General features: G+C 42.1%; 4 protein-coding genes. 3 read left to right on the top strand and 1 reads right to left on the bottom strand.

Annotation, left to right across the window (positions count from 1 at the left end; all coding sequences use genetic code 11):
- Positions 1 to 66: 66 nt before the first annotated feature.
- Positions 67 to 3687, bottom strand: a complete 3621-nt coding sequence (gene dnaE, locus B3S92_RS04430; RefSeq protein ID WP_296203115.1) for a DNA polymerase III subunit alpha — start codon at positions 3685 to 3687, stop codon at positions 67 to 69.
- Positions 3688 to 4040: 353 nt separating this feature from the next.
- Between dnaE and B3S92_RS04425 the strand changes: the two genes are divergently transcribed.
- The 3 genes from B3S92_RS04425 (at position 4041) to B3S92_RS04415 (ending at position 16060) form a co-directional block, all read left to right on the top strand.
- Complete coding sequence (locus tag B3S92_RS04425) at positions 4041 to 5216, top strand: hypothetical protein (RefSeq protein ID WP_296203113.1); 1176 nt, start codon at positions 4041 to 4043, stop codon at positions 5214 to 5216.
- A 527-nt stretch (positions 5217 to 5743) separates the two neighbouring features.
- Positions 5744 to 6658 (top strand): OmpA family protein, encoded by a 915-nt coding sequence (locus tag B3S92_RS04420; RefSeq protein ID WP_296203111.1) that lies wholly within the window; start codon positions 5744 to 5746, stop codon positions 6656 to 6658.
- Positions 6659 to 6772: 114 nt separating this feature from the next.
- A complete protein-coding gene (locus B3S92_RS04415) occupies positions 6773 to 16060 on the top strand; it encodes a Calx-beta domain-containing protein (protein WP_296203109.1) in 9288 nt (3095 codons plus the stop codon).
- Positions 16061 to 16071: the final 11 nt, after the last annotated feature.

Below are 16071 nucleotides of genomic sequence, written 5' to 3'. Positions count from 1 at the left end.
TTAGGCTTAAGTGAATTAACAAAATGCCTGCAGAAGCAGGCATCACAGGGGTCTGTATTAAACTAATTAAGAGTAATGGAAATAAAGATTATCCTCAGGCACCGCAATACCTAGCTGCATTAAATTTTCATCAGTGGGATAAATCCGCCAATCATCATTTAAACTAACACTAGCAATGGCAAAGTCAGTATAGACGTTAAGGGCAACAGGAATACAGCCATCGTTTTGATTGAGGGGCACTGGCGAGATACCCATAGCACCTTGCTCATCATTATAATAAGCTTCCATTGCGTCATTCTCATCGACCTCTTCTTCAAAGGAAGGGGCTGAAATGCTTGGAATAATATCGAGCTGAGCAGGCTTTAATATAGGCTTTAAGGAGTCTAAGAGTAGGGTGTCTTCACTATGAATCTTAATGCTAATTTTTTTCACCCAACGCTGACGACATTCAAGAAGAGTATAAGCGTTGTCTAAACGTGCAAATAGGCGACCATCACGATCTCTGATACCGCCTTTAATAACAATAACTTCATCGACCTTGAGCTTATCTTTAATTCGATTGTAACGCTCAGCATAACAGCTTACCTCGAGCCGCGCCGTGCCATCATCTAAGGTAATTACACAGCGGTTTCCAAAGTTGGCAATATCCATAATTAGGCCAGCAAACAGAGTGCTGCCGTTATAGCCCGTATCAGATAAGTTATCTAGACGTGCATTGCTGGTATAGACCGCTACCTCTTTACGGTACTGATCTATAGGGTGTCCGGTCAGGTACAGCCCTAAGGTATCTTTTTCAGCTTTAAGGCGGTGCTTATCTCCCCAAATCAGTTCAGGACCCGTAGGCAGCGGCGGGGCAGTGGTGGCGTTGTCGACTTCACTAAATAGATCCATCATGCCCATTTCGTTATTTTGACGCTCTTGCTCAGCTGCTTGTACGGCACTAGGCAACTGCTTCATTAGAGCGCCACGAATTTGATGATGCTGATCATCCTCTAAGTCAGGGCGTAAGGTAATGGCAAAATCATCAAAACAGCCCGACTTAATTAAGGCTTCTAAAGTGCGCTTATTAACTTTTTTAATATCTACGCGGCGGCAGAAGTCATATAGATCGCTAAAAGGACCGCCTAAACTTCTTGCCTGTACGATGGATTCAACCGCTCCTTCACCGACGCCTTTAATGGCGCCAAGTCCATAAATAATATTGGTGGGTTTATCAGCAACGAAGTGCCACTCACTGCGGTTAACAGAAGGATTATCGACTGTTAAATTAAAGTTCTCACGGCAGTCGTTGATAAAGAACACCACGTTATCGGTGTTGTTCATATCAGAGGTTAAGACGGCAGCCATAAACTCAGCTGGATAGTAGTACTTCAAATAAGCGGTCTGATAAGCTAAGACACCATAAGCGGCCGAGTGTGATTTGTTAAATCCGTAACCGGCGAATTTTTCCATCAGATCAAATACACCGCCTGATACTACAGGATCAATGCCTTGTTCTGTTGCCCCAGTGACGAAGATATCCCGCTGCTTGGCCATCTCTTCAGGTTTCTTTTTACCCATGGCTCGGCGCAACATATCGGCACCACCTAAGCTATAACCTGCCATCACCTGAGAGATTTGCATAACCTGCTCTTGGTAGACGATAACTCCGTTGGTGTTCTCTAAAATAGGCTCAAGGTTAGGGTGGTCATAGACTACTTCCTCACGGCCATGTTTGCGGTCAATGTACATCTCAACCATACCGGCATCTAGCGGGCCTGGGCGGTACAACGCACACATCGCGATAACGTCTTCGATATTGGTCGGCTGTAGCTTAGACAGGTACTTTTTCATACCCGAACTTTCTAGCTGGAATACCGCTGTGGTCTTAGCCTCTTGCAGCAGTTTATAAGCATTCTTGTCATCTAGCGGCAAATCTTCTAGCTCAAGTGCTGGCTTTTTTTCCCGAGCTCGGCGCTCATTAATGTTCTTAACCGCCGCATTAATAACGGTTAAGTTTCGCAGGCCTAAGAAGTCAAACTTAACTAGACCGACAGATTCTACATCGTCTTTATCAAACTGACTAACTCGGTGACCTTCTTCATCACAATAGATAGCACTAAAGTCTGTAATTTTATTTGGAGCAATCAATACACCCCCGGCATGCTTACCAACGTTACGGGTAATGCCCTCTAGCTTTAAGGCCATCTCCCAAATTTCATTGGCATCCTCATAATCCATATTATCTGGGTTTGAAAGCAATTCTTTTAATTGTGGCTCTTCAAGCACCGCATCTCGCAATGAGATACCTGGAGTTTTAGGAATCAGTTTTGAGATTTTATCGGCCAAACCATAAGATTTACTTTGAACACGCGCCACGTCACGCACCACAGCTTTCGCTGCCATGGTACCAAAAGTGATGATTTGTGACACTGCTTCACGGCCATACTGACTGGCCACATACTCAATCACTCGGTCGCGACCTTCAATACAAAAGTCGATATCGAAGTCGGGCATAGAAACACGTTCAGGGTTTAAGAAGCGCTCAAACAGCAAGTCGTAATGTAAGGGGTCAAGGTCAGTAATGTTAAGTGCATACGCTACTAACGAGCCGGCTCCCGAGCCACGGCCTGGACCTACCGGTACGCCATTGGCCTTAGCCCAGCGAATAAAGTCCATTACGATTAAGAAGTAGCCTGGGAATCCCATCTCCAGAATGATATTTAATTCGTGCTCTAGGCGCTCATCATAAGGCTTTCTAACCTCAAGCCATGTGTCATCTCGTTCTGAAACTGGATACAGCTTATCCAAGCGAGCCTCTAGTCCTCGCTTAGATTCAGAGCGGAAAAATGATTCAATGGTTTCACCTCTGGGGACAGGGAACTCAGGCAATACGTTAATACCAAGGGTTAAGGTAACGTTACAGCGTTGGGCTAGGATAACAGTGTTTTCCACTACTTGAGGGATGTCTGAAAACAGCTGAACCATCTCAGCTTGAGTTTTTAAGTATTGTTCACTTGAGTAGTCATGCGGGCGATTGGGGTCGGCCAGAACGTGAGAGGAAGCAATACATACTCGTGCCTCATGAGCATCAAAGTCATCTTCTACTAAGAATCGCACGTCATTATGAGCGACGATAGGGATGCCATGACGCTGACCTGCCAAAATGGCTTGTTCAATAAAGGTGTCCTCACCCACACGTCTGGTACGTTTTATAGCAAAGTATAAGCGGTCTTCAAAGACAGATTGATACTCCGCTAGGAGCTCATGGCCTCGCTCAGGATTTGAGCCCATTAAAGCTTGGCCGACATCCGACTTTTCAGTAAATAAGACAATAACCCCCTCACTATTGGCCATTAAATGCTCTTTATTGACGATAGGAACGCCTCTGTTTTCGGGATTCATACGGCCGTCTGTAAATCCTAGTGACACAATGCGAGTGATGCTTTGGTAGCCTTCATTATTCATCGCCAATAAGGTTAAGCGGGTATTTTCATCATCCAAGATAATTTCAGCCCCAATAATGGGCTTAATCCCTGCCTCTAGGCAGGCACGATAAAACTTCACAGTGGCATATAAGTTAGACAAGTCGGTTAAAGCCAAAGCCATTTGGCCATCAGCTGCCGCCGCCTTTACCAAAGGTTTGATACGAATGATTGAGTCGGTAATTGAAAACTCGCTGTGGATGCCTAAATGTACAAATGCCATAAACGACCTGATTTTAATAAACGGATGATAATAAGCAAGCAAAATTGTGGGCGAGACAACTGCTACTAAAATTACAAAATTTGTTTAAGTTAACTTTAGAGAAAGGCTATATTTTTTCAATAACTTAATGAAAGGTTTTCTGCTTTAAATACTGTGATTTTGATACGCAGACATAGGGTCTAATTAGGGGTTTACTATAGCATTTTAAAGCCCGTTTATGTGTGCAAGTTGCAAAATTAAGATTGTAATGGATTGTGATTATTTTTTATTATTAAGTAACTAATGTTGCTTAAATATGTTTTACTGAGGAGGGCTTAAGAGAAATTACACGGTAATTCAACCAAGGACAAAGGATGCAGGACAACCAAGAAACCAAAGTTAATACTTCTCAAACCAAAGAAATTCAAACTTCTCATACTAAAAACATTGAGACGGTTCACGTGTCAATTACTAATGCTGTAAATAATGTCTATGCAGCACAGGACTTAAAACTCTGTATTGGTTTAACCAATAATAATGATGAACCAGTTGCGGCGCATAAAGAGGTGGCAGTTAATATAATTTGTACCGGCACAGCAGCCAATGGAGATGAGTATATTGGAAGTAGGGTCGTTATAATTGCTTCGGGATCAAGCAGTACGGAGTATGCGCCTTTTTTAGAAAGCTATCTTAAAGCAGAACAGATAGATCAGCTAAGTGTCGCCCTAATCGATATTAAAGGTAATGAATTTGCAGACTTAGCCATTGATGCGAGCCATAATTTTATAGAGCTAGCTATGATAGATTATCAGCAGGATGGGTTTAGTGTGGCAGAGATAACAGTAGATGGGGTAGCAGGTGTCGTAGAATTTACGGTTGTCTTATCCGGAGCCCCTTTAACCCGAGAGGCATCTGTAGATTATTTTTTAGGTAAAGTCGCTGTGGAGAATATCGATTGTTATCGATTAGATGCAGGAACCTTAACTTTTAACCCTGGTATTATTTCTCATACAGTGACCCAAGCCTTCTCAGATAGTGATTACGAATATTGTGATAGTAACTTTGAGGTAGTATTAACCAATGGTGTCAATGCTCAAATTAAAGAGTGTTCTGGGCAGGCTTGTGATAGGCACAACCAAAATACGCAGCCAGATTTAGCACTGGTCTCCATTGTAGAAAACACTGCTACAAGTATAGAGAAGTATGACTTAGCCTATGAGGGCCCGTTTCAAATAGGGGGTGGTTCATTTGCTATAGAACTTCGAGACAGTAAGGGCGCCCTAAATATCGCAAACACTGATGTAACAGTTGAAGTTCAGTACTCGGGAACAATGACAGATGAAACGGATTTTGTTGGGAAAGTAAGTTTAATAGTACCCGCCAATAGTGCAAGTTTTGATTTTGATATTGCTGCTTTAGATAAGCATATTGTTGAAACTTCTGAGGCTGTTGATATTGAGTTGAGTCATGCTTATGGCGGTGGTTTTAAAGCTGTTGTTATTGATCAAAATAAGTCAGCAGCAAATATGAGCATTAGGGATATGGGATAAATAAAAAAATGGCCTTAGTCATTGTATTGTATATAGCAAGAAATATTAAATAAGCCACACTTAGTAAGACATAGTTTATAAGCCACATTCTTAAGAGTGTGGCTTATTTTTTTGTCCTTAATAATCAGTTTAGAGGGTTCTTAGCTTAAATGACTTATTTTTTTAAATAGAGAGTTTAGTACGTTTATACCATTACTACTTTGGAGTGCGAAAAGTACTATCGTTATAGAGTCATGGAAGTATCGTAGGCGTCTGAAGGGTAGGAAGTTTATTTACTAGCACTTATTTTATGAAAATTTATGCTGAATAAGTTTGTAAAGGTTATAGAACAATAATCATGACTCTAATTAATTGATATAAGCCTATGAGTTAATAAAACCTATTAGTAAATACTAATGCCAGAAATTTAGTCGATGGGTAAGGAAAAGGATTTCCTTGACAGCTTTTAGTAAAAAGACAAATCAATAAAAAAGTTGTTCATTCCTTCGGTGTAATCACTTAGCTAGCGTACATTAAGGATATCTTCAATGAAAACAACAATTAAAACGCTTATTGGTACATTACTTATAGCAACCCTATCGCAGGGATGTGCTACTCAAAACGAAATGGTCAGAGTAAACAATGTTGCATGGCATCCCAGTGAAGTTGTCGATGTCGAGGCTATATTAAATACACCAACTCCAGAGGGTACAATCCGACTGGTCCTCTACCGGCCTATGGATGATGATGACTCAAGGACAGGAGTCAATATAGCAGTAAACGATGATTATCAGGTCAGTCTTCATCCTGGCAACTTTACTACAGTTTATTCCTGTATTGGGGATAACCGATTGAGTAGCAAATCCTCTGAGCTCAATACCAATGACTTATTGCTAGATCATAAAGTTTCAGACATCAAAAATAAGGAGACTTACTATTTCGAAATAAATGTCAATAAAAACCGCGTTGCAAAGTCAAAGCGTGTTTCTGAAAATCAAGCCCGTGCTGCCATGGCTGGCATGTCCTATCAATCTCATCAAATAAGTAAGGTCATTCCACACTGTGATCTTCGTCCACAACCTAAACCTCAGCCCCCTAGCGTTCCTGTTTTAGAAGAAAAAATAACCATAAATCTTCAAGTTCTTTTTGATAATGATAAATCAGTGGTTAAACCTCAGTATCTACGCGACCTGTCTACTGCTGCCGAATTCATGCAAAAGTATTCAGATACGACTGTAGTTATTGAGGGGCATACCGACAGTAATGCGAGTGATGCTTATAACATTGCTTTGTCAAAACGTCGTGCTCAGGCAGTCAAAGAGGTGTTTATTAATCAGTTCGGCATTAGCCCAGCTCGAATTCAAGCAGTTGGCTATGGAGAGTCACGGCCAATTGCCTCAAACACAACTGCAGAAGGAAGACAGATGAACCGTAGAGTAGTCGCTGTAATACAACAAAGATAATATCAAAAGGCCTAGTTGAACAAGATTTAGCGGGTCGACCCAAATAATTACCTAGTAAAAGTTCTAGATGTAATTAAAAAAATAAATCATTTTAAAATTCAACAAGGAAAGATAATGAAAAATATCATTGTAACAACAGTAGATTCAAGCGGAGTAGTTGCAAAAAATACTCTTTCTGACAATGGCCCAACGGTAATAAATGCCACAAAAAATGCTAACTATGAATTTTTTGATAACGTTAAAGGATATGGTCCCGACCATATTATCACTCGGCGTGTCGATGACGATTTAAAGGTTTCCTTTGATCGTAGCGGTACAGAAGAAGACCTTATTATTAGAGATTTTTATCAAGAGAACAATAATAGTGCGCTTGTAGGCGCATCAAAAGAGGGTGAGCCTTACTACTATATTCCTGATAGTGCAGAGCAAGCTGATTATGTTACACAGCTTCAAGATGGTGCCGTACAAGGTAATGCGTTGGGCGGCGAAGAGTTTGTACAACCGTGGTGGATGGGTGGACTGCCTGTTTTAGCCGCTTTAGGTATTGCTTCGATTGGCAGCTCTGATGATCCAAATCCTCCTAATGGTGAAGTTGTCATCAATCCTCCAACTGTGACAATCACTGAAGATAGTAAAAATGATGGCATAATTTCAGTAAGTGAGCTAGATGGGACTGTGGGTGTCTTAATCACCGTAGATCCAGCGACAAATGTCGGTGATACTTTAGTAATAACCAATCCTGATGGATCTATGGGTCAAGTGGCTATTACCCAAGCCATCATAGATAACGGCTTAGTCTTAGAATATCCAGCACCTGCTAACGGTGAGACTATCGAAGTAATAGCCTATGTTGCAGATCCGCAAGAAAATATTTCAGCACCTAGCAGTGATTCAGCTGTCGTAGAATCTCCAGCGATCGTCTCTTTGTCTGGTGATGGCATCATTAATGAGAATGCTGGCCCAGCTAGTTATACCATTACTCTCGATAAAGCTTCTGATACGGATACTGTGGTTACCTATGAAGTTCAAAATCAAACCACAGATAGTGACGACTTCACCGGTCCTACCACTGCCACAATCACCATACCCGCAGGAGAATTAAGTGCGGTTATCGAAGTAGGTATCAATGATGACGGCGTCTATGAAGGCGATGAAAATTACAATGTGGTTATTACTGCAGTAACAGGGGGTGCGCAGTTAGGTGATGATCATACGGTTAATACGGTCATTACAGATACGGATATGATGCCAAGTGTTAGTGTTGATGATGTCACTGTGAGTGAAAGTCTCATGGGGGAAGACGTTGTTGCCACATTTACAGTTACTTTGTCACATCCGAGTACGGAAACGGTAGAAGTTAGTTTTAATACCGATGCTGACTCAGCAGTAGATGGCGCAGATTATATTGGAGTAAGCGGGACAGTAACTTTCTTGCCAGGTGAGACGACTCAAACCATCGAAGTGCCTATTCTAGATGATGCTTATTATGAAGCAGATGAAACTTTTAATGTTGTCTTAAGTAGCCCTGTCAATGCCACGATAGATCATAACGGTATTGGCACGATTACCGATGAAGAGCAGTATCCTGACTTAGTCGAAGTATCTATCGTTGATAACTATGATGCAGTTAATGAAGGGGATACGGCAACCTTTCCAATTGAGCTACGTGATGAAGCGGGTAATTTAATCGTAGCTGCCACTGATGTAACTGTTACGGTTGAGTACACAGGTACGGCAACCAATGGCGATGATTACACCACGGTAAGTACCATTGTCACTATCCCAGCAGGCTCAAGCTCAGTCGATCTTGATATTGCAACGCTTACTGATTTATTAGACGAAGGCTTAGAAAATGTGGTCATTACCGTTACTGACGCGACAGGTGGCGGATTTGAAGCTATTGGTGTCGATGCTGATAATTGTGTTGCAGATGTTGATATTATCGACAGCTCATACACTACTATTGAGATTAACGACGTAACAGTTGACGAAGATGCTGGTAATGCAGTATTCACAGTAACTTTAACAGGCGATGCCCCAACAGCTGATGTAACTGTGAACTACACAACTGGTGATGTTACTGCTCTAGACGCTACGGACTATACAGGCGTAACCGGCACCTTAGTATTCCCAGTGGGTACACTCACGCAAACCATCACGGTGCCTATCTTAGATGACAATATTGCTGAAGCACCTGAAACTTATAGTGTGACGCTAAGTGATGCGGTCAACGCCACTATCCTAAACAGTGGTGTGGGCACAATTACTGATGAATGTAACACAGATTTAGACTCAGTCTATGTGTCAATTGTTGATAATGTTGATTCAGTTTATGAAGGTGAGGTTGCTACCTTTACAGTAGAGTTGAGAGATGCTGATGGTAACCTTAATGCCGCCATAACAGATGTCACTGTCGATATACATTACAGTGGTGTGGCCATAGATGGAACGGACTATACAGGGATGGCCAGTGTCACTATACCTGCTAACAGCTCGAGTGTGGATTTTGATATTACAACATTGGATGATTATATCGCTGAAGGCTCAGAGATTGTAAACATCGAATTAAGCAGTGTGACGGGGGGTGGTTTTGAAGCCATAGCAGTTGATCCCACTAAAGCCACAGCTGATATGAATATAGTCGACGATTGCTGTGATGCAGAATTAGTAGTCGTGTCAATTCTTGACCTCGCAACTGATGTTATTGAAGGTGGTAATGGGGTATTTCCAATCGAGCTGCATGATCAAGATGGCAATCCTATAAGTGCAATTACCGATACTGCAGTAGATATTCATTATAGTGGTGTAGGCATTGATGGTACCGACTTTACAGGTATATCAACCATTATTATTCCCGCAGGCAGTCAATCTAACTACCTTGTATTAGAAACAATTGATGATAATTTTGCTGAGGGCTCAGAGCTGGTAAATATTGAAATTGTCAACGTATCAGGAGGAGGCTTTGAAGCTATAGGCATTAATCCAGATCATAATACCGCTGATATGAATATTGTTGATGATTGTGATTCAGCTTTTGTGTGTATTCTTGACTTCACGACAGATGTCATAGAGGCCGGCAGTGGTTTGTTTCCGATAGTTCTTAAAGATGCAGATGGCAATGCTATTAATGCAGTCACGGATGTCACAGTAAACATTGAATATAGCGGTGTAGCTATTGATGGTACTGACTTTACAGGGGTCGCCAGTGTTGTAATTCCTGCAGGTGCTCAAAGTACCAATCTGATTCTACAAACTCTGGATGATAATATCGCTGAAGGCTCGGAGATTGTTAATATTGAGCTGACAAGTGTGTCTGGTGGTGGCTTTGAGGCTATAGCCCTTGACCCAGTGATGTATGTCGCTGATATGAACATTGTGGATGACTGTAATCCAGGTGATCCGGTAACCGTTTCTATTTCTGATGATGTGGATTCAATTTATGAGGGCGAGTCAACTTATTTCCCTATTTCTCTTACCAATGCTGATGGTGATCCACAAATCGCAATTACTGATGTAACGGTAACCATAGAGTATACAGGTTCGGCAACTAATGGTGATGATTATACCGGTAGCTTAACAGTTGTTATTCCTGCAGGATCAAGCTCAGTTAATTTAGACATTAACTCGTTAGAGGACCTGCTACCAGAAGGCAATGAAATCGTTGATATCACCATCACTAATCCTGTGGGTGGGGGTTTTGAAGACATCCTTGTCAATCCTGTGGCTAATACTGCTAACGTAACTATTATTGATAGTACTGTTGAGATTGTAGAGGTTAGCCCAGCCCAAGCTACTGAAGGAACGGATTTAGTTCATACGGTCACTCTTAGTGCTGCTAGTAGCACAGACAGTGTTTTTAGCTTTGATTTAACACCAGGTACAGCCACCGAAAATGTGGATTATGCTAATACTTTTACCTTTAGTGATGGCGTCACCTTAGACCCAGTAACAGGTGATATTACCGTACCAGCAGGTGTCACAAGCTTTACTGTGACCTACCCAACCATCGATGACAGCTATGCAGATGATGGTGAAACTACCACATTGGAAGTAGGCGGTGTGACAGGCGAGGGCACTATCAATGATGAACTCGAGCCTCCCTTAGATCCTGAAAATCCACTTGATCCGGTTACTGTATGTATTGTAGATGATGTCGACTCGATTAATGAATGGGCTGTTAATCCCGATAACGTCGGAATCTTCCCAATTGAGATACGCGATCAAAACGGTGATTTAATAATTGCGGCGACAGACGTTACGGTTGATGTGGCATACTCAGGCACAGCTGACAATGGCGATGATTTTACTGGCGTTATTCAAGTGACTATTCCAGCTGGCTCAAGCTCAGTTAACTTAAACCTAACCGTTATAGATGATCTGCTAGCAGAGGGTGATGAAGTTGTTAATATCACCATTAGTAATCCTGTTGGTGGCGGCTTTGAAGGTATTGGCGTTGATCCTAATGCTAACACAGCTGATATGACCATCATTAGTGATGATTATATTCAGATTAATGTCGAACCGACTGCAGCCTTTGAAGGTGATAATTTAGTACATGTGGTTACGCTGAGTAACCCTAGCATGACGGATGAAACCTTTAGTTTTAACTTAGCAGAAGGTACAGCCACTGAAGGTGTGGATTATTCTAATACTGTTAGCTTCAGTGATGGTGTCACCTTTGACCCAGTAACAGGCGAGATTACAGTACCAGCGGGTGTCACAAGCTTTACTGTAACCTACCCAACCATCGATGACAGCTATGCAGATGATGGGGAAACTACCACATTAACCATAGGGGGTAGCAGTGCGACAGGCACTATCAATGATGAAACTCCACCTGACTTAGTTGAAGTGTCTATTGTAGATAATTATCCAGAGGGTGATGCAGGTACTGTCAGTGAAGGTGAGACGGCAGCGTTCCCAATTGAGCTGCGCGATGAAGATGGCAATTTAATTGTTGCTGCCACTGATGTGACCGTCACCGTTGAATACACAGGCATGGCAGCCAATGGTGATGATTATACTACGGTCAGTACCACAGTTATTATTCCAGCAGGCTCAAGCTCAGTTGACCTTAATATTGAGACTTTAACTGATTTGCTTGATGAAGACTTAGAAGATGTGGTCATTACTATCACTGACGTAACGGGTGGTGGCTTTGAAGCCATAGCTATCGATGCGGATGGTAATGTAGCTGATGTAGGAATCACTGACGGTTATTATTATCAGGTAGCAGTTGATGATGTAATCGTTGATGAAGATGCTGGTTTTGCAGAATTTACGGTGACTTTAACCGGTGATGTACCTCCTACAGCTGACGTATCGGTAGATTATGCTACGGGTGATGTGACTGCTATAGATGGTCTGGATTACACTGGGGTAACCGGCACGATAACCTTTGTAGCGGGTACTAATGTATTTACCCAAACCATCCAAGTGCCCATTATAGACGATGTCTATGCTGAACTTCCTGAAACGTACAATATGACGTTAAGTAATGCAGTGAATGCCACTATTTTAAATAATGGCATAGGCACTATTACAGATGAGTATCAACGTGATGCAGTTTCAGTATCGATTGTAGATGATGTTGGTTCAATAGATGAAGATGCCGTCGATCCAGATAATGTTGGTAGCTTCCCTATTGAGATACGCGATCAAGATGGTAATCTAGTAACCGCTGAGACAGAGGTTACGGTTGATGTGACTTACTCAGGAACAGCTGACAATGGCGATGACTTTACCGGCGTTATTCAAGTAACTATTCCAGCCGGCGCAAGCTCAGTTGATTTAGACTTGACGGTGATAGATGATCTGCTAGCAGAGGGTGATGAAATCGTTGATATCACTATCAGCAATCCTGTAGGCGGCGGCTTTGAAGATATTGGTATTAATCCTGACGCTAACACCGCTGATATGACCATCATTAATGATGACGATATTCAGATTAATGTTGCACCGACTACAGCCTTTGAAGGTGAAGATTTGGTTCATGTGGTTACGCTGAGTAATCCTAGCGCTTCTGACCAAACCTACAGCTTTGACTTAGCAGATGGAGCAACAAACCCAGCTACTGAGGGTGAAGATTATAGTAACCTACCAGTGTTTAGTGATGGGGTTACCTTAGACCCAGTAACAGGTGATATTACAGTGCCGGCAGGGGTTACAAGCTTTACTGTAACCTACCCAACGATTGATGACAGCTATGCAGACGATGGGGAAACCACCACATTAACCATAGGCGGTAGTATTGCTACCGGAACTATCAATGATGAAACTCCACCTGATCTGGTTGAAGTGTCTATCGTAGACAATTATCCCTATAGTGATGCGGGTACTGTCAGTGAAGGTGAGACGGCAGTATTTCCAATTGAACTACGTGATGCAGACGGTAATTTAATTGTCGCCGCCACTGATGTGACCGTCACCGTTGAATATACAGGAACTGCAGCCAATGGGGATGATTATACTACGGTAAGCACCACAGTTATCATTCCAGCAGGTTCAAGTTCAGTTAACCTTGATATTGAGACCTTAACTGATTTACTAGATGAGGACTTAGAGGATGTGGTCATCACCATCACTGACGTAACTGGTGGCGGTTTTGAATCTATAGCTATCGATGCTGATAATAATATAGCTGATGTCGAAATCGTTGATGAGCCTTACTATCAGGTAGCAGTTGATAATGTAATCGTTGATGAAGATGCTGGTTTTGCAGAGTTTACGGTAACTTTGACCGGTGATGTGCCTCCAGCAGGTGATATAACGGTTGACTATGCTACCAGTGATATGACTGCTGTAGATGGTTTAGATTATACTGGTGTAACTGGCACAATAACCTTTGTAGCGGGCACCAATGTATACACTCAGACCATCCAAGTGCTTATTATCGATGATTTAGACTGGGAGCCTACTGAAACATATAACGTAACCCTAAGCAATCCAAGTACAAATGTAAGTATTTTAAATAGTGGTACGGGTACTATTTTAGATATTGACTTATTAGCAGTAGACGATAGTGCTGAAGCTATTGAAGCAGGTGGTATTGACAACGGATCAGGCTCACAAGATGCCACAGGTAATTTGTTAACCAATGATAACCCAGACCAAGCTGATGCTACAGTGACCGATATTAGAGTTGGTGCAGTTGAAGGCAGTGGAACCGCTGGCGTATTAGGAACAGCATTGGTAGGCATGTATGGCACTCTGACCGTCAACGCTGATGGTACCTATGTGTATGAAGTTAATGATGACGATGCCACAGTTCAAGCTTTAAATGATGGTGATTCGTTAACTGAAAGCTTTAATTACACTATGACCGATGGTACAGCTTCTGATATAGCAGTATTAGAGATTGTAATCGAAGGTAGCAATGACTGCGCCATTCCAACCGTTACTCCAGTGACAGTATCAGAAGAAGGTCTAGATGAGTTCGACCCAATCCCTGATAGCACAGGTAATAATGATACAACGGACAATACAGAAGCCACTGGTTCAATCAGTTTTACAGATGTTGATAATTTTGATATTAGTGACTTCTCTATTGATTTAGCGGGCCCAACTGATATCACTGTGAAAGGTGAAACGGTCAGTTGGACATGGGATGACTTAACGGGTCAGTTAACCGGTCAAGTAATCATTGAGGGAGAATCGTTAGACGTCTTGACGGTTGATGTAGGACCCATTACTACTGACGGCTCAGGTGGGTTTGTAGCCGACTACAATACCACGTTGTTACATGCTATTGACCACCCTAGTAATGACGATGAGGACCAGCTAGACGTTCAGTTTGAAGCGAGTGTCAGTGATGGTGCGCAATCAGCGACTACTAACTTTGCGGTTACCGTCGAGGATGATAGACCTGCGCAATCAGAAAGTAACATTGATATTGCTGCTGCAACTTCAGACTCAAATATCACTATTATTCTAGATACTTCAGGCAGTATGAGTACGCAGATTTCTGGAGGGGAAACCCGTCTCGATTTAGCAAAAGCGGCTATTGTGAAGTTACTAGACGGTTATGATGTGGCCGGTGATGTTAAAGTTCAACTAATAACCTTCGCTAAAGAGGCGCAGTCTCAACCACAATGGATGACTATCGATGAGTTGAAAGCCAACCTGCCTGGTATAGTCGCTGATGGTGGGACTAATTATGATGCTGCTTTAGATGTGACTATGAATAGTTATGATGATGCAGGAGCTATATTTGGTGCTAACAACTATTCATATTTCCTAACTGATGGTGAGCCAACATATGGTCAAGGCACACTAGAAGACTTTGGTCCTGGTTTAAATGGTACAGGCTATAATAACAGTACTGATCCAGATCAGGGTATCCAAACTGAAGAAGAGTCACTTTGGACAACCTTCTTAAATGCCAATGACATTAAATCTTATGCCTTTGCATTTGGTCCTAGCGTCACTGATACCAATGAGTTAGAACCCATTGCTTATGATGGACAGATTGGTGAACAAGGTGCCGATGATCTTACTAGGCTAATCACTGACCTAAATCAACTAGATGATATTTTGGTCGATACCTTGCCTGATGTCATAGACTATGGTCTGGTTAATGGCAACTTGTTTGGTGCGGATGAAGGTCACGTCCTAACCTTTACCCTAGATGGTATTACTTATGACTATGATGGCAGTGACGGCTCTATGACAGCCTCTAGCCCACCATCGGATATATATAGCTATGACCAATTAACCACAACGGTTACCATTAATACCTTAGCACAAGGTATTATGACGCTAGATTTCGAGACAGGTAAATACACTTATGAAACGCAATCCTTAGTGGTTGATTATCAAGAAGACATTACCTTTACCCTCATAGATGATGATGGCGATAGTGTTCAATCTGAGCAAACCATCTTTGTCTACAGTTTATCTGCGAAAGACGATAGCGTTATCACTAATGACTTTACGGGTACGTTGGAGTTAGATCAGGCAGTATTGGTTGGCAATGACAATACCTCACCTAACTCTGAAGTAACAACAACCTTTGATGTTAATGGGGGCCAAACCTCAGGTATTGACCCAGTCATCTATACTACGACTGACTTTGATGATGTGAACTCATTCGATTACACCATTTCTGAAAATGACGTTTCTAGCTCAGCGTTAGTAAGCATCGAGTACCAACAAGGTGATACCGGAACGGTTCAAGGGACCAATGCTTCAGAAACCTTAGTAGGCCGTGAAGGATTAGATGACATCTTACTAGGTATGGAGGGCAATGATATTCTGCAAGGTAAATCTGGAGATGACGTACTAACAGGCGGATTAGGGGAAGATACCTTTATCTGGACGGCCAATGACATCGATGGGCTACTAACCCCTAATTTTGATATTATCACTGATTTTGAAGCGGGTGATAAGCTAAATCTAAGGTAAGCATCCGACCA

The sequence above is a fragment of the Psychrobacter sp. UBA3962 genome, assembly GCF_002385225.1.
Classification (GTDB): Bacteria; Pseudomonadota; Gammaproteobacteria; order Pseudomonadales; family Moraxellaceae; genus Psychrobacter.
This window is presented reverse-complemented; position numbering and strand designations above follow the sequence as displayed.